The 15,067-nt window shown below is 40.4% G+C and carries 13 protein-coding genes; 11 read left to right on the top strand and 2 right to left on the bottom strand.

The window, feature by feature from the left end:
• The 11 genes from PHQ42_03805 to PHQ42_03755 all read left to right on the top strand — a co-directional run.
• On the top strand, positions 1–707 hold a 707-nt coding region (locus PHQ42_03805; GenBank protein MDD5071833.1), incomplete at its 5' end, for a methyltransferase domain-containing protein.
• 171 nt (positions 708–878) lie between these two features.
• Positions 879–3,626, top strand: a complete 2,748-nt coding sequence (locus tag PHQ42_03800; protein MDD5071832.1) for a valine--tRNA ligase — start codon at positions 879–881, stop codon at positions 3,624–3,626.
• A gap of 18 nt (positions 3,627–3,644) precedes the next feature.
• Positions 3,645–4,724: a mechanosensitive ion channel family protein gene (locus tag PHQ42_03795; protein MDD5071831.1), complete on the top strand. Its 1,080-nt coding sequence runs from the start codon at positions 3,645–3,647 to the stop codon at positions 4,722–4,724.
• Between the two features lie 4 nt (positions 4,725–4,728).
• Positions 4,729–5,022 (top strand): DUF721 domain-containing protein, encoded by a 294-nt coding sequence (locus PHQ42_03790; GenBank protein ID MDD5071830.1) that lies wholly within the window; start codon positions 4,729–4,731, stop codon positions 5,020–5,022.
• 60 nt (positions 5,023–5,082) lie between these two features.
• A complete protein-coding gene (locus PHQ42_03785; GenBank protein ID MDD5071829.1) occupies positions 5,083–5,475 on the top strand; it encodes a hypothetical protein in 393 nt (130 codons plus the stop codon).
• Positions 5,476–5,675: 200 nt separating this feature from the next.
• Positions 5,676–6,701, top strand: coding sequence for a phenylalanine--tRNA ligase subunit alpha (pheS, locus tag PHQ42_03780; GenBank protein MDD5071828.1), 1,026 nt, complete (start codon positions 5,676–5,678; stop codon positions 6,699–6,701).
• 70 nt (positions 6,702–6,771) lie between these two features.
• The gene (pheT, locus tag PHQ42_03775; protein ID MDD5071827.1) at positions 6,772–9,198 is read left to right on the top strand and encodes a phenylalanine--tRNA ligase subunit beta; all 2,427 of its coding nucleotides are present in this window, start codon (positions 6,772–6,774) and stop codon (positions 9,196–9,198) included.
• A gap of 112 nt (positions 9,199–9,310) precedes the next feature.
• Positions 9,311–9,697, top strand: coding sequence for a hypothetical protein (locus PHQ42_03770; GenBank protein ID MDD5071826.1), 387 nt, complete (start codon positions 9,311–9,313; stop codon positions 9,695–9,697).
• 45 nt (positions 9,698–9,742) lie between these two features.
• Positions 9,743–10,048, top strand: a complete 306-nt coding sequence (locus tag PHQ42_03765; GenBank protein ID MDD5071825.1) for a hypothetical protein — start codon at positions 9,743–9,745, stop codon at positions 10,046–10,048.
• A gap of 14 nt (positions 10,049–10,062) precedes the next feature.
• Positions 10,063–10,464, top strand: coding sequence for a hypothetical protein (locus PHQ42_03760; protein MDD5071824.1), 402 nt, complete (start codon positions 10,063–10,065; stop codon positions 10,462–10,464).
• 298 nt (positions 10,465–10,762) lie between these two features.
• Positions 10,763–11,143: a hypothetical protein gene (locus PHQ42_03755; GenBank protein ID MDD5071823.1), complete on the top strand. Its 381-nt coding sequence runs from the start codon at positions 10,763–10,765 to the stop codon at positions 11,141–11,143.
• Positions 11,144–11,260: 117 nt separating this feature from the next.
• Here PHQ42_03755 and topA read toward each other — a convergent pair whose 3' ends face one another.
• Positions 11,261–13,492, bottom strand: coding sequence for a type I DNA topoisomerase (gene topA, locus PHQ42_03750; protein ID MDD5071822.1), 2,232 nt, complete (start codon positions 13,490–13,492; stop codon positions 11,261–11,263).
• Positions 13,493–13,609: 117 nt separating this feature from the next.
• Entirely contained in the window at positions 13,610–14,941 is a 1,332-nt protein-coding gene (locus PHQ42_03745) for a Mur ligase family protein (GenBank protein ID MDD5071821.1), read from the bottom strand.
• Between the last annotated feature and the right edge of the window lie 126 nt (positions 14,942–15,067).

Here is a 15,067-nt window from a genome sequence, read left to right as displayed (position 1 = left end):
AAGCCGCCGAGAGAGGTGGCTGGTCCAAAAAGGGGCTTGATTTAACACCGAGGGGGGGAGATTTTTATGAAGTAGTGAAGAAGAAGCTGAAGGGTGATGAGGTTGCCTTGGATATCGGCACAGCAGAGGGTAATAATTTTTTACGTTTAGCCCCTTGTTTTAAAAAAGGCATAGGCATTGATATTGAGCCAGAGATGATAAATTTGGCTCAAAAGAATAAAAAGCGATACGGGGCAAAGAATGTGATTTTTAAATGTATGGATGCTAAAAAATTAAAGTTTCCGGCCGACAGCTTTGACATCATTACCGTTAAACATTCGCCTCTGTTTTTTAAAGAAGCATGCCGAGTGCTTAAGCCGGGAGGGTTGTTGATTACCCAGCAAGTGCATGAAACGGACAAGCTGAATCTTAAGCAAGCTTTTGGCCGGGGCCAGGGTTACAAAGAAAAGCCGGGGTCTCTTTTGAAGCGATATAAAAAACAGGCGAGACAGGCGGGATTTAAACAAATTAAAAGTGAAATTTCAAATATTCCTCATTATTTTATTTATAAAAGAGAATTGATTAGGTTTCTTGATAAAGCGCCGACGATACCCGATTTTGGCGGCAAAAAGGACTATTTTATTTTAGAAAAATTTATCCAAAAAAATAAAACCCCAAGAGGCATAAAATCAAACACCTCAAGATTTTTGTTAGAGGTGAAAAAATAGTAAACCGGTTTATATAAAAATTTGGAAATTTAAAAATGCGGAATGGTATCCGCGTTTTTTTATTTTTTATGTAAACCATTTTTGTATTTATTGTTTTGGAAATTAAATATAATTTATGGCTATTGGGGTTTTTTCTTGCCAAAATAAGCTAATTTTGGTAATCTTTAAGGTATGAGAAAAGACTTGCCCAAAGTTTATACGCCCGAGGCGTATGAGGATAAAATTTATGAGAAATGGGAAAAATCAGGGTATTTCAACCCTGATGTTTGCGTTCGCAAAAAAGTTTGCGCTAAAAACGCCAAGCCATTCACCATAATTTTGCCTCCGCCGAATATTACGGATAAATTGCATTTGGGGCACGGTTCCACTTTGGCGATTGAAGATTTGCTGATACGTTATCACCGGATGAAAGGCGACCGGACTCTTTGGTTGCCCGGCACCGACCATGCGGCCATTGCCACGCAGAATGTAGTGGAGCGGAAATTGTTAAAAGAAGAGGGCAAGACGCGTCATGATTTAGGCAAAGAAAAATTTTTAAAAAAAGTTTGGGACTTTGTCGAGGTGACGCAGGCGACAATTTTAAATCAGACGAGAAAAATGGGAGCGTCCCTGGATTGGTCAAGGCAGGCCTTTACCTTAGACGAGCCGAGGAAGAAAGCGGTTCGGAAGATGTTTGTTGACATGTACAAAGAAGGAATAATTTATCAAGGGGAAAGGATTGTTAATTGGTGTCCGCGCTGCCACTCTACTTTGGCTGACGATGAAGTCAATTATAAAGAGCAAAAAGCGAAATTATATACTTTCAAATATAGCAAGGATTTTCCTTTTGCCATTGCCACGACCAGGCCGGAAACTAAACTGGGAGATACGGCCGTGGCGGTTAACCCGAAAGACAAACGTTATAAAAAATATATAGGAAAAATTTTTAAAGTTGATTTCGTCGGCGCGCCTTTAAAATTAAAAATTATCGCGGACAGAAACGTTGATATTGAATTCGGCGCCGGCACGGTCGGCGTTACCCCGGCCCATTCCATGGTTGACTGGCAGATGGCCGAAGCCAATAAATTGCCAATTGTGAAAGTTATTGATGAAGATGGAAAAATTAATAATAATTTTGGCAAATATTCAGGCAAAGATGTTTTAGAAGCGAGGGAGATGATTGCGGAAGCATTAAAAAAACAAAAATTATTGGAAAAAGAGGAAGAAATTAATAATAATTTATCAGTTTGCTACCGTTGCGGCACGCCGATTGAGCCTTTGCCGTCAAAGCAGTGGTTCGTGTCCGTGGATAAGAAATTAAAGCGGTTAGGCAATAAGTCCTTGAAAGAAAAAGCGATTGAGGCGGCCAAAAGCGGCCTGCCTGCGGAGGCGGGGAAAATAGAATTTATTCCGGAAAGGTTTACAAAAAAATATTTGGACTGGATGGAGAATCTGCATGATTGGTGCATCAGCCGCCAGATTTGGTTTGGGCACGAGATTCCGGTTTGGTATAGGGAACACAAAAACACAAAAACACAAAAACACAAAAACAATGATAAGGAAGTGTATGTAGGGTTAGAGGCGTCAAAAGGTGAGGGCTGGGTTCAGGATCCGGACACCCTGGACACCTGGTTTTCTTCCGGCATGTGGACTTTTTCAACTCTGGGCTGGCCTGATAATTTTAAAACCAGCAAGAAGTCAGGAAATTTGGCGGAGTTTCATCCCACCCAGATTCTGGACACCGGCTATGAAATTTTAACTCTCTGGGTTTCCCGGATGATAATGATGTCTTTGTTTGCTCTAGAAGAAATTCCTTTTGAGAAAGTGTATTTGCACGGCATGGTTTTGGATGAGCAGGGCAAAAAGATGAGCAAATCCAGAGGCAATGGCATTGACCCGATTGACGTGATAAAAAAATACGGCACGGATGCGGTTCGCTTATCCCTGCTTATCGGCAATACGCCGGGCAATGATACCAGGATTTTTGAAGAAAAAATCGCCGGGTTCAGAAATTTTACGAATAAGCTCTGGAACATCAGCCGTTTTATAATGCAAAATGTAAAAATCAAAAATCAAAATGACAATTCAGAATGTAAAATTGATTATAGCAAGTTGACTTTGGCGGATAAGTATATTTTGTCTAATTTGTGGGATACCATAAAGCTGGTTAATGATTATTTGGATAATTATAAATTTTCAAGTGCTGGCGAGATTCTTAGGAATTTTACATGGGACGAGTTAGCGGATTGGTATTTGGAGGCAACAAAATTTCAAAAAGGGACTGAAACAGAAAAAGTATTGCTATACGTATTAAGAGATTTATTAAAACTTTGGCATCCGTTTATGCCATTTGTAACCGAAACTATTTGGCAGGAAATTTACGGGAAAGATAAGTTTTTGATGGTTGAAAAATGGCCGGAGTATAATGAAAAAGAGGCGATAAAATTTATGGTTGACGCCGGTGGGTTCCAAATATTGCAGGGTATTATTATCGGTATAAGAAATGCCAGGGCAGAAAACAGAGTTGACGCCTCAAAGAAGGTAGAAGCAGTTATAATTTCTGGAAATTATAAAGCATTAATTGAATATAATCAGGAATTGATTAAAGGACTTAGGACTGGGATTAGTAAATTAGAATTTAAAGAAAGTGGAGAGGGATATAAAGACGAAATATGCGTTAGAATTAGTAATATTGCCAATGATAAAAATCATAATATTGAGATTTATTTAATCGGCGTGATTGACAAGGAAAAAGAAGAGCAGAGGATTAAAAAAGAAATCGTTAATTTGGAAAAAATGATTACGGCCACGGAAAGAAAATTAAAAAATAAAGAATTTACGTCCAAGGCGCCGGCGGAGATTGTTAAGAAAGAAGAAGAAAAATTAAAAACTAGCCAAGTTAACCTTGAAAAATTAAAGGATCAAATAAAGAAACTTTAATTATAAAAAAATTAGTTCATGGAAAATATAAAAAATTTTATTGAAAATAATACTTTTTTGAGGGTTGAATTTTTAGGTAACTCTGTCGGTGATTGGCTTATAGCGGTTTTAATATTTTTGGCCGCCTTAATAGTTTTAAGACTTTTTAAATCCGGAGCAGTCGCCAAGCTTAGAAAAATATCGCAAAAAACAAAAACCGAGATAGACGATATGGCAATTGACGCCCTTGATTCTATTCATTGGCCGTTTTACATTTTCATTTCTTTTTATTTTTCTTTATTTTTTATCACCACGCCTTTATTCGTGAAAGAATGGTCTTTCTATATTTTTCTTATCGCCATGGTTTATTATATTGTCAGATTTTTGGCGACTTTAACCGATTACGGCGTTAAAATGGCCATAGAAAAAAGAAGCGGGGAAGGCGATCCGGGGATTATTAAATTTTTAGGGATAACTGTAAAAATTGTTCTTTGGGTTATTGCCGCGGTTTTGATTTTGGATAATATGGGATACCAGATTACTTCTTTGGTCGCCGGATTGGGCATCGGCGGAATTGCGGTGGCTTTGGCCTTGCAGAATATCCTGGGCGATCTTTTTAGCTCCTTCGCCATTTATTTTGACAAGCCCTTTAAAATCGGAGATTTTATTATCGTGGGCGAGCACATGGGAACGGTAAAAAGGGTTGGAATAAAAACAACCAGAATTCAGGCCTTGCAGGGAGAAGAAATTGTAATTTCCAATAATGAACTGACCAGCGCCCGGGTCCAGAATTTCGGTGTTATGCGGGAGAGGCGGATAGTTTTTACCGTTGGCGTGGCTTATAATACTTCGAGAGAAAAATTGGAAAAAATACCCAGCTTAATAAAAGAGATTGTTGCCGGCCAGAAAGATACCCGGCTGGACAGGGTTCATCTTAAAAATTTCGGGGATTTCAGTTTGGTTTTTGAAATTGTTTATTATGTTAATTCCGGCGACTACAATTTTTATATGGATACGCAGCAGAGCATAAATTTTGGAATTTTAAACAAATTTTCCGAAGAAAAAATAGAAATCGCTTTTCCGACCCAGACTCTTTATCTCAAGAAAGAGAAAATTTAATTTTATGTTTTATAATCTAAAGTCCTTATTGCCGAAATCAATCAAGAAAGCCGGCATAGCCGAACAGGTAAGGAATAAGCAGGTGGAGGATTTTTTTAATAAATCTAAATTTGAGTTTTTGGGCGCCGAGCTGGCAGCCAGGGCGAGGCCCATGTATTTAAAAAATAAAATTTTGTACATCGCCTCCTTGTCTTCGGTAGCAACGGAAAGGCTGGAGGCAAGGCAGGCGGAAATTGTCGCAGACATAAATAAAAAATTCGGGCCGGGGACGGTGAAAAAATTAAAATTTATTACTTGAAAAAGATGAATTAAAATGGTAAAGTAAAAGCGCATGACTTTGAGATCTTACTTAATTATAATGCTTTTAACGACCCTAGTTTGCTGGGCGGCTTTTATTTTTATTTTAACTACGGTTAATCCGGAAATCACCAACTGGCTCGGGTTTCTTCTTTTTTATTTATCCTTGTTTCTGGCTTTGTCAGGCACGGCGGCGATGATCGGCTTTTTAATTAGGTTTGTCGGCCTAAGGCGTGAACTGGCTTTTTATTCGGTCAAAACCGCTTTTCGGCAGTCATTTTTATTCGCCTTTTTGATCGTGGCGGTTTTATTCCTCCTAGCGCATAATTTATTTACCTGGCTTAATTTATTTTTGCTTATTATCGGGCTGTCGCTTTTGGAATTTTTTCTGATAAATTACGGTTCGCGCCGGATAAAATATCCGGTTAATAATTTAAACGAGGAATTCAAATGATTATTAACATAACTTAAACCTGTAATCCGTCAATAGATTAAATTTAAAAGGTAATTTCGTTAATTAAACTGTAATACCCGCAAATCAAAAAATCAACCGCAAATATACAAATACCACTTTAAACGTTTTAGTTAATATTTGTAGATTTGTGAAAAGATTTGTTGATTTGTAGGAGAAATTAATATTATAAATTGTTTATTATGAGGGAGAAGATAGAAAAATTAAAAAAGGAAATCCTGGATAGTCTGGCCAGGGCAAAAGACGAGAAAGTTCTGCGCGATCTGGAAATTAAGTATTTGGGCCGCAAAGGCGAATTGACGAAAATTTTGCGCGGCCTTAAAGATTTGAATGAAAAAGAAAAGAAGGAAATCGGGCAGCTGGCCAATGAAATTAAAAAAGAGATAGAAGACAAGTTCGCGGAGTTAAAAAAATTTATTCTGGGGATTTCAAAAAAGGAGCAGGTGGACATAACTTTGCCTGGCGAAAGAATCGAACGCGGCTATTTAAGCCCCTTGACCCTTGTCCAAAACGAGCTGGAGGATTTATTTACTTCCATGGGTTTTATGGTTTTGGACGGTCCGGAGTTGGAAAGCGATTTTTATAATTTTACCGCGGTTAATACTCCGCCAAACCATCCGGCGCGGGACATGCAGGATACTTTTTACATTGACAAGAAAAATAAGGACGGGGAATACGACTTGGTCATGCGGACCCACACTTCCTCGGTGCAGGTAAGGGCCATGCAGAAATATGGGGCGCCCCTGCGCTGCGTCGTGCCGGGCCGGGTTTTTCGCTGCGAAGCGATTGACGCCTGCCATGAACATACTTTTTTTCAAATGGAAGGCTTGATGATTGGCGAAGATATATCATTGGCTAATTTAATTTCCGTGATGAAAGAATTATTGTCCGGAATTTTTAAAAAAGAAATAGAAATTCGGGTCAGGCCCGGGTTTTTCCCTTTTGTCGAGCCGGGTTTGGAGCTGGATATTAAATGCACGATTTGCAGTGGTCAGGGCTGCCCAAGCTGCAAAAATAGCGGCTGGCTGGAACTTTTGCCTTCGGGCATGGTCCACCCGAAAGTTTTGGAATACGGTGGGATTGACCCGAAGAAATATTCCGGTTTTGCTTTCGGTCTGGGTTTAACGCGCCTGGCTATGATGAAATACGGGATTGACGATATAAGGTTGTTTAATAGCGGCGACCTAAGATTCCTTCAACAATTTTAAAGCACACGAATTAAACGAATAGAAACGAATATAGCGAATATGAAATTTAAAATTAGAAATTAAATAATATATGTATCTTTCCCTAAATTGGCTAAAAGATTTTATTGATATTCCGAAGAGTGTTACTCCGGAAGATTTGGGTTTGAAATTAACCATGCATACAGTCGAAATTGACAGGGTGATAAACCAAAAAGAAAGATTTGATAAAATCGTGGTGGGAAAAATTCTAGAATTAAAAAAGCACCCGTCCGCGGACCGGTTGCAGCTGGTTAAAGTCGATATCGGCAAGGAAAAACTAGATATAGTCTGCGGGGCAACTAACATCAAGGCAGGCGATTTCGTGCCGGTCGCTTTAGTGGGCGCAATTTTACCAAATGGCATGGAAATTAAAGCGGCCGAAATCAGGGGAGTAAAATCTAGCGGCATGCTTTGCGCCGAAGATGAGCTGGGAATAGGCGAAGACCATACCGGCATTATGATTTTAACCGGCGGCAAGGTGGGGCAGAATTTAGCCGAGCATTTTAAACTTAGTGATACGGTTTTTGAAGTTGATAATAAGTCAATCACCAACCGGCCGGACCTTTGGAGCCATTTTGGCATGGCTCGGGAGATTGCCGCTTTTTTGGGCATAAAATTAAAAGAACCGAAATCGGATTTAGGAAAATTAACTAAAGGCAAAGGGAAGCTGGAAAAACTAAAAGTGGAAGTGAAGGATTCTAAATTATGCCCGCGCTATATGGCGATTAAGATGAACGGCATAGCCATCGGACCTTCGCCGGAATGGATGCAGGAGAAATTATCCGCCGTGGGCATGCGCCCGATCAGCAATATCGTTGACATCACCAATTATGTGATGTTGGAACTGGGCCAGCCCTTGCACGCTTTTGACGCCAGTTTAGTCAAAGAAATCGGAGCGCGCCGGGCAAGGAAAGGGGAAGAGATGGAGACTTTGGACGGCCAGAAGAGGGAACTGGACGAAAATATGCTTTTAATCACGGACGGGGAAAAAGGAGTGGCTGTGGCCGGAGTGATGGGCGGATTGAGTAGCGAAATTAACGATAAAACAAGCTCTATTATTATTGAGGCCGCCAATTTTGAGCCGGTTTCGATAAGAAAAACTTCGCAGAAGCTGGGCCTGCGCACGGAAAGTTCAATGCGCTTTGAGAAATCTCTGGACCCGAATTTATGCGAATTGGCCATTGCCCGGACCGTAGAATTGGTAAAAAAATTATGCCCCAAAGCCGAAGTGGCAAGCGATTTGGTTGACATAAAAGATTTTAAGCTGGAAACCGGGCCGATTGAGTTAAATTTGGAATGGCTGGAAAAAATAATCGGGCAGAATTTTGAAGATAAAAAAATAATAAAGATTTTAGAGGGTCTGGGGTTTGCGGTTAGGAAAGAGGGGGAGAAACTGGAAGTAGCTATCCCGACCTGGCGGGCGACCAAGGATATTTCCATACCCGAAGATTTGGTCGAGGAAATAGTCCGGATTTACGGGTATAATAATTTAAAGCCGGAGATGCCGAAAGTGGTGATGGAAGCCCCGCGGGTTAACAGGGAAAGAATGTTAGAAAGAGAGATAAAAGAAATTTTGGCCCAAGGCGCCCGCTTGGCGGAAACTTACAATTATTCCTTTGTTAACGAAGGTCAATTAAAAAAATTGAGAATGGAAACAAGAAATTATGTGAAGTTGGCCAATCCGATTGTGAGCCAGCACACGCTTCTTCGCCAAAGCTTGGCGCCGAATCTTCTAGAGAACATAAAAACCAATCAGTTCCACTACAATGCTTTCGGCTTGTTTGAAATCGGCAATGTCTTTATGGATTTGGTTGGCGAAGAAGACAAGGGCGGAGACAAAAACGAGAAATTGCCCTATCAGGAAAAGAGACTGGGAATAATTTTGGCCGGCGAAAAAAAGGAAGATGTTTTCAGAAAAGCAAAAGGCATGGTTGAGTATTTATTCAACTATTTCGGTTTAGCCGCCAGTTTTGAATTCCCGGAAGACTTGCCGGGCTGGGCGGACACAAAAGCGGCGGTCAAAATAATTTCAAAAGTAGGACATAAAAATGATTTGGGCCTGGCGGCCAGATTGGACAATCAGGCGGCTGCGGCTTTAAACATAAAAAAGGAAGTGGCCGTAGTTGAGATAAGGTTTAAGGATCTGGTTGATTTAATTCTTGCCGAAGGGGCAAAACAATACGAGAGAATCCCCAAATATCCGCCGGTTGTCAGAGATTTGGCCTTTGTGGCCGAAAAAAAGATTTTGTACAAGGATATAAAAAAGGAAATAGAGGGTTTTAGCGGGCTGGTGAAAGAAGTGGAACTTTTTGACGTTTATGAAGGAGAGAGCCTGGGCGAGGATAATCGGAATCTGGCTTTCCATATTATTTATCAGTCGCCGGATAGGACTTTAACAGCCGAGGAAATAGAAAAAGAACAGGAAAAATTAATAAAGCTTTTGAAAAAGAAATTCAAAGCGCAGATAAGAAACTTTTAATTTATTACAAATTACAAATCTATCACAAATTTACAAATTTATGAATACAGGGAAATATTTAAAATAGTATCTGTGAATTTGTGAAAAAATTTGTAGATTTGTAATTATCAATATGAAAGAGATAAAAAGAATAAAAAATTTTTCTTTGGCCAAGATTACGGCCGCAATTTACGGTTTGGTCGGATTTTTTACCGCTATTGCCGTAGCCATTATAACCATGGCCAATATTATTATTCGGGAAGGGGCAAGCGGCTCGGTTTTCCTCATCGCCCTTTTCAATTTGGGAATGGGAATTTTAATCGGTTTGGCCACGGCCGCGGCTTCCGCCATCGTCGGCTGGATTATAGGTTTTCTTACTTCGGCCTTCTATAATATGTTTTCCGAGCGCTTGGGCGGAATAAAGCTTGACCTGGAAGAAGAGGCGAAAGAGGATGAAACTCCTCGCCCCCTTGAAACGGCTGCGGGCGGGCAGGACGAGGAGCAACAAACGCAATTTTAATTTATTAATATTTAAGGAGGATTGGTTTTCTCCGTTCTTAAAAATATGTATCTAATTCAAGACAGCAAAGATCTCCTTTTTGTCGTGCTCGCTTTCTGTATTCTCTGGCTCTCGATTTTTCTGGCCTGGTTTATTTACTACCTTGCCATGATTATGCGCCAGGCCTACAAGTCCGTAAAAGAAACGCGGGAGAAGATTAATAAAGTTGACGAAATCCTTAAGTCCCTGAAAGATAAAATTGAGCACAGCGCTTCTTATCTGGCCCTGATCGGCGAAGGAGTGAAAAAGTTGGTGGAAGTCGTGAAAGAAAGAAGCGAGGCCCCAAAAGGGAAAAAGAAAAAAGGAAAATAAATAAAAAGTATATTATGCCAAAAAAGAAATTAGCTAAGAAGGGCGGTTTGAATGCGCCCTTGCAAAAGGACCTTAGGGGAGAAATAAGAAGATATAAGGTAAGGGGAGTAAAATTTAACGCTTTGTTTACCAAGGCCGGAAAATACCGAAGCGGCGACCTTCATCCGGTTACTCAATACGATTTGATTTTTAAAGGCAAATTTCTAATTACTATCCGCGAAGGCGATAAAGACGTGGTTTATGAAAAAGGGGAGAATGAACTGATAATTATTCCGCCCAACACGCCCCATCTGTTTAAAGCCCTTTCCGATACGGTAATGCTGGAATGGTGGGACGGGCCGTTTGAAGTCGGCTATTACCAACCTTATCGGAAATTCGTGGAAAGGCAGTTTTCTAAAAAGAAAATAACAAAATAAAATTTAGCTTAGTCGTAGTCTCCCGTGAGGGGACTACGACTGTTTTTTTAAGACTGGGTCGTAGTCCTCTGTTGAGAGACTACGACCCCGCTAGGTGCTCCAGACGCTTTCCGCATGGTATAATACTAATATGGCCAGAAGATATAAATTATTTATACCAAATGAAATTTATTTTATAACCTTGACTGTTTTTGGATTCAATAAAATATTTCCGAATAACAAGTATTTTAACTTGGTGTATAAATGGTTTGATTACGTTAAAGACAATTATGGAAATGAGATACATGGTTATGCAATTATGCCTAACCATATTCATTTAATAATGAAGATTACGGATAAATCGCCTGAATTATCAATTTTAATAATGAATGCCAAAAGATTTTTAACTTATGGAATAATTGAATTGTTAAAATCGGAAGGGCGATACGATCTAATTAGTATTTTCCAAATTGGCGCCCGGAAAGAATTAGGGGCTTATCATCGGGTATTTACAGATAGATACGATTCGTTATTACTCCAAAGCCAAAAATTATTTTTGGAGAAATTAAATTATATCCATAATAATCCCTGCCAGCCGCATTGGAATTTAGCAATTGAGCCGGAAGACTATAAGCACTCTAGCGCGACAAATTATATTTTAGGCAAAGGTTATTATGATGTTGATGTTATTGATTTTTAAAAACATGGGTCGTAGTCCTCTGCGAGAGACTACGACCCTGCCAAATATCAAAAAAATAAAAAAGAGCGGAGACATTCCGTTCTTTTTTATTATAATTATATTTCTAACACCTAACACCTATTTTTTATACCCACAGTCTTTGTTGCTGCATTTCACCCCGTCTTTGGCTTCTACCAATAACGCTTCGCAATCAGGGCATTTGGCTCCGGTGGGTTTGCCCCAGAAAGCGGTTTTGCAATCCGGGTATTGGTTGCAGGCGTAAAAGACGCCTTTGCGGCCGCGCTTAGCCACGATTTCTCCCTGGCCGCAAACCGGGCATTTTACGCCGGTTGATTTTTGGTTTTTATTGTTTTCTTTTATATTTTTTAAATTCCGGCACTTGGGAAAAGCCGTACAAGCCAAAAACGGCCCGTACCGCCCGACTTTGATGGCCATAGGGGAACCGCATTGGTCGCAGGTTTCGCCTTCGTATTTTTTCTCCAATTCCTTTATTTCTTTATCATCCGTCTGGCCGTTTTTGTCTCGGTCGGCTCCAGGCATGGATTTAATATTTTTACATTCCGGAAAAGCGCTGCAGGCCAGAAATTTTCCGTAGCGGCCGGTTTTAATAATCATCGGCGCTCCGCATTTATCGCATTTTTCATTTGATTTTTCTTCAGGCATAATTTCTTTTTTATCAATTTCTTGATATTTATTAGTTAAATTATCGTGAAACGGGTCGTAAAAGTCGGCGATGACTGGTTGCCACCGGCTTTTGCCCATGGCGATTTTATCTAAATTGTCTTCCATCTCGGCTGTAAATTTATAATCTACGATTTCGGAAAAATGCTTGACCAATAAATCAATCACGACAAAAGCGATATCGGTCGGAGCCAGTTTTTTATTTTCGTCGCGGACAACATAATTCCGCGCTTCAATCGTAGCTATGGTCGGGGCGTAAGTGGAGGGCCGGCCGATTCCGTGCCTTTCCAAAGCTTTGACCAGGCCGGCGTCAGAATAGCGGGCCGGGGGTTTGGTAAAATGTTGCCCTTTTTCCAGCTTTTTTAAATTCAGTTCTTCCCCATCCTTTACTTCCGGCAAATTTACTTCCTTGCTTTTTTCCGGATAAATTTTTAAATAGCCGTCAAATTTTAAAGTTTGGCCCGTGGCCCTAAATTGGTATTTTGTATCTTTGGCGTCAACGTCAATTACGGTAGCGTCGACAACCGCGGGCGGCATCTGGCTCGCCAGCGCTCTTTGCCAGATTAATTTATATAACCTTAACTGGCCTCCGGCCAAAGACGATTTTTCCGGAGTTTTTTCGGCTTCAGTTGGGCGAACCGCCTCATGGGCTTCCTGCGCGTTTTTCGACTTATTTTTGAAGGCGCGGGGAGAAGCTAGGCAATATTTTTCCCCCAATTCTTTTTTTAAATAATCTTTGGCGTCATTTAAAAATTTTCCGGATAGATTTAAAGAATCGGTCCTCATATAAGTGATTAATCCATTTTCATACAACTGCTGGGCTATCGTCATGGTTTGTTTCGCGCTCATTCCCAGCCAGCGGTTGGCGGTTTGCTGCAAGGTGGAAGTGGTAAAAGGCGCGGGCGGATTTTTTCTCGCTTCTTTCCTTTCAATATTAGCCACCAGATATTTGGAGCCTTCAATTTCGCCCAAAATTCTTTTGGCTTCTTTCTCGTTTTTTATTTCCAATTTATCAATGGTTTTTCCTCCGATTTTATTTAAAGCCGCGGTAAATTCTTCGCCGGTTTTTTCTTTTTTAAAATCAGCCAAAACGCTCCAGTATTCTTCCGGCTTAAAATCTTTGATCTGCCTTTCCCTTTCCACAATCAAGCGGACGGCCACGGACTGAACCCGGCCGGCCGAAAGCCCACGCGCCACTTTTTTCCATAAAAACGGGGAAAGTTCATAGCCAACCAGGCGGTCCAGGATTCGGCGCGCTTGCTGGGCGTCAACCAGCTTCATATCGATTTGGCGGGGGTTTTTCAGGGCTTCCAAAATCGCATCTTTGGTGATTTCATGAAAGACAATTCTCTTTAATTTATTTCCATCCAATTTTAACGCTTCCGCCAGGTGCCAGGCAATCGCTTCCCCTTCGCGGTCTTCGTCGGACGCCAAAATGATTGTTTCCGCTTTTTTCGCGAGGTCTTTCAATTTCGCCACGGTTTTTCTGGACTTGGACGGGATTATATATTTCGGCTTGAAGTCGTCTCCAATATCAATCCCCATATCGCTTTTGGGCAAATCGCGGATATGGCCGAAAGAAGATTCAATTTTATAGTTTGAATCCAAAAATTTTGTGATGGTTTTGGCTTTGGTTGGCGACTCAACAATGATTAGATTTTTACTCATATTATTTTCCCGCACCTTTTAAGTGAAACGTTTGCGCGTTAAATGTTCTAATAAATAATTATTATGTAAAATAATTGATTATAGATAGCGACTGAATTTTTTTGAATGTTTAATTACTTAAAGGGCGCGGGATTTTATCCATTTTTTTCTTAATTCCCCGGCCAGGAAAAATGAGCCGGTTATTAGGATTGCGTCATCCTTTTTTGCTTTGGCCAGGGCTTCTTCCAGGGCCTGCCAGGGGTCAACAAAAATTTTTATTTTTTTCTTTGTTAATTTCTCGGCTGATTCGGACATTTTCCTTAGATTTTTGCTTTTGCGCCCGGGGAAGAGAAAACGAGTCAGATATATTTGCGAACCGAGCGGAATGATATATTTTAAAGTATTATATAAATTTTTACTTTCCGCAAGCCCGATGACGAGATAGAGTTTTTTATATTCCAGATTTTTCACAAAATCCGCCGTAGTTTTCATCTTGTCGGGGTTATGCGCGCCGTCAAGGATAATAAGCGGTTTCCTCTGGATGATTTCCAGCCGGCCGGGCAGCCAGGCGGCGGCCAGGCCTTTTTTTATCGCTTTCGGCCCGATTCTTCCGTCCTTGATTGAATTTATGGTTTCAATGGCTAAAATGGCGTTTTTTATCTGGTGCTCGCCGGCGATTTTCGTCCGGTAGTTATTATTTTTATATTCAAATTCGGTTCCGGTTAAGCCGTTTTTTACAACCCTGAAGTTAAAATTAATTTTTTTTAATTCGCTTCTTTTTTCTTCGCAATTTTTTTCTAAAATTTTAAGAAGAAGGGGGTCTTCTTCGCCGGTCAAGAGGATTGAGCCATTTTTTATAATTTTCGCTTTAGTTTTGGCGATTTTTATTTTTGTTTTGCCGAGAATCCGGTCATGGTCAACCCCGATATTGGTTATTACCAATGCTTTCGCCCGCGGGATAATATTGGTGGCGTCGAAACTGCTGCCGATTCCGGTTTCCAAAACCACATATTCGCATTTTTTTTCTTTGAAATAAAGAAGGGCTATGGTTATTAAGGTTTCAAAATAGGAGGGGACGCCATAAGGGTTGGATTTTGCGCAGACAGCGTAATAAGGTTTGAGGCGATCGATCAATCTAGCTAAGTCTCCCGGCGAGATTTCTCGGTTATTCATTTTTATTCTTTCGGTTATCGAGGCCAGGTGGGGGGAAAAGAATCCGCCGGTTTTTATCCCCGCTTCGGACATTACGGATTGGATAAAGCAGGCAAGAGAACTTTTTCCCGACGTGCCGGCGATATGGATGTATTTAAACTCCTTTTCCGGATTCCCCAAAATTTTTAAAAGGAATTCCAGCCGTTTGATAAAAAAAGACAGGTCTTTCGCCTCCCCTTTTTTAAGGTTTTTCAGTTCGGGTATATTGGTAAGCGATTCAAGAAATTTTATTGAATTTAAATATTTTTGATTTTTCATTCCATTGAATAATAAAATAAAAAAATAACAAATGACAATTAAGCAGAAGGATATATGTTAAAAATTTTTATAATATTTCCCGCCAAAGGCGGATCAGCCTCCCCGGCCTTGCCAATCCCGCCTCTC

It is taken from the genome of Patescibacteria group bacterium (assembly GCA_028711655.1).
In the GTDB taxonomy this organism is placed as follows: domain Bacteria; phylum Patescibacteriota; class Patescibacteriia; order Patescibacteriales; family JAQTRU01; genus JAQTRU01.
The sequence above is the reverse complement of the archived record's forward strand: the minus strand, read 5'-3'. Positions and strand labels throughout refer to the sequence as shown.

Excerpts from the sequence above, each read along its gene's own strand:
- PHQ42_03800 (MDD5071832.1), top strand. The coding sequence starts at position 879 with ATGAGAAAAGACTTGCCCAAAGTTTATACGCCCGAGGCGTATGAGGAT.
- PHQ42_03795 (MDD5071831.1), top strand. The coding sequence starts at position 3,645 with ATGGAAAATATAAAAAATTTTATTGAAAATAATACTTTTTTGAGGGTT.
- PHQ42_03790 (MDD5071830.1), top strand. The coding sequence starts at position 4,729 with ATGTTTTATAATCTAAAGTCCTTATTGCCGAAATCAATCAAGAAAGCC.
- PHQ42_03785 (MDD5071829.1), top strand. The coding sequence starts at position 5,083 with ATGCTTTTAACGACCCTAGTTTGCTGGGCGGCTTTTATTTTTATTTTA.
- pheS (MDD5071828.1), top strand. The coding sequence starts at position 5,676 with ATGAGGGAGAAGATAGAAAAATTAAAAAAGGAAATCCTGGATAGTCTG.
- pheT (MDD5071827.1), top strand. The coding sequence starts at position 6,772 with ATGTATCTTTCCCTAAATTGGCTAAAAGATTTTATTGATATTCCGAAG.
- PHQ42_03770 (MDD5071826.1), top strand. The coding sequence starts at position 9,311 with ATGAAAGAGATAAAAAGAATAAAAAATTTTTCTTTGGCCAAGATTACG.
- PHQ42_03765 (MDD5071825.1), top strand. The coding sequence starts at position 9,743 with ATGTATCTAATTCAAGACAGCAAAGATCTCCTTTTTGTCGTGCTCGCT.
- PHQ42_03760 (MDD5071824.1), top strand. The coding sequence starts at position 10,063 with ATGCCAAAAAAGAAATTAGCTAAGAAGGGCGGTTTGAATGCGCCCTTG.
- PHQ42_03755 (MDD5071823.1), top strand. The coding sequence starts at position 10,763 with ATGCCTAACCATATTCATTTAATAATGAAGATTACGGATAAATCGCCT.
- topA (MDD5071822.1), bottom strand. The coding sequence starts at position 13,492 with ATGAGTAAAAATCTAATCATTGTTGAGTCGCCAACCAAAGCCAAAACC.
- PHQ42_03745 (MDD5071821.1), bottom strand. The coding sequence starts at position 14,941 with ATGAAAAATCAAAAATATTTAAATTCAATAAAATTTCTTGAATCGCTT.